This is a genomic window from Vibrio sp. 1580 (assembly GCF_033340055.1).
Map to the genome: position 1 here is coordinate 1 of NZ_JAWOVT010000144.1, position 861 is coordinate 861.

Genomic DNA, 861 nt, shown 5'->3' on the forward strand with positions numbered 1-861 from the left:
AACCCAAACGCCACCACAGAGCGCACGATGTCGTCGTTCACAGGACGTTGGTTGTAACGTTGCACGAAAACGCCGGATGGATGAATCAGTTTCATGATCTGTTTGTTCAACAGCGTCATAGCAATTTGGAAACGGAAGATTTTAATCCCGCCTGCGGTTGAGCCAGAACATGCCCCTGCCATCATTAAGAAGGCAAAGAGCGTGGTTGGCAGAGCGCCCCAAGCGGTGAAATCTTCCAAGCCGAACCCGGTGGTTGTCACCACAGAAACGATGTTGAACATCGACACTCGCAGGGCATCCAAAATGGTGTAACCATCGCGAATCACTAGCCAAGCGGCAACCACTAAGCTTGAGAACAAGAACAAGTATGCAAAGCCTCGTACCTGTGCATCTTTGACCAGAATATCGATGCTGCGTTTGCGTAGAGCGGCAACAAACAATAGAAATGGCAGACCGCCCAAGAACATGAAAGTGGTCGCGACCCAGTGCGCACCGTTGGAGAAGTTGTTCATCGAGCTATCGGAGGTCGAGTAACCGCCGGTAGATAGGGTGGTAAAGGCGTGGTTGATCGCTTCAAACAGGTTCATGCCCGTCAGAACATAACCACCAATGCACATGCCCGTTAAGATCAGATACACCAACACGATGTTCTTCGCTACGGTTTTGGCTCTTGGGCTGCTTTTATCTGACCAGTCGGACGATTCCGTTTGGAACAGCTTCATACCACCGACGTTCAACATGGGTAGGATTGCCACCGCCATTACGATAAAGCCAATGCCACCCAGCCATTGCAAGATGGAGCGCCATAACAAAATGCTCGGCGCCATGTTGTCCAAGCCACTGAGCACTGTGGAGCCCGTG

Annotated in this window: 1 protein-coding gene; it reads right to left on the reverse strand. The window is 51.3% G+C overall.

The genetic code is table 11. The features are described from left to right. Positions 1–861, reverse strand: an 861-nt coding sequence (locus tag R7093_RS24610; RefSeq protein WP_318146937.1) for a TrkH family potassium uptake protein, incomplete at both ends; no start/stop codon positions are given.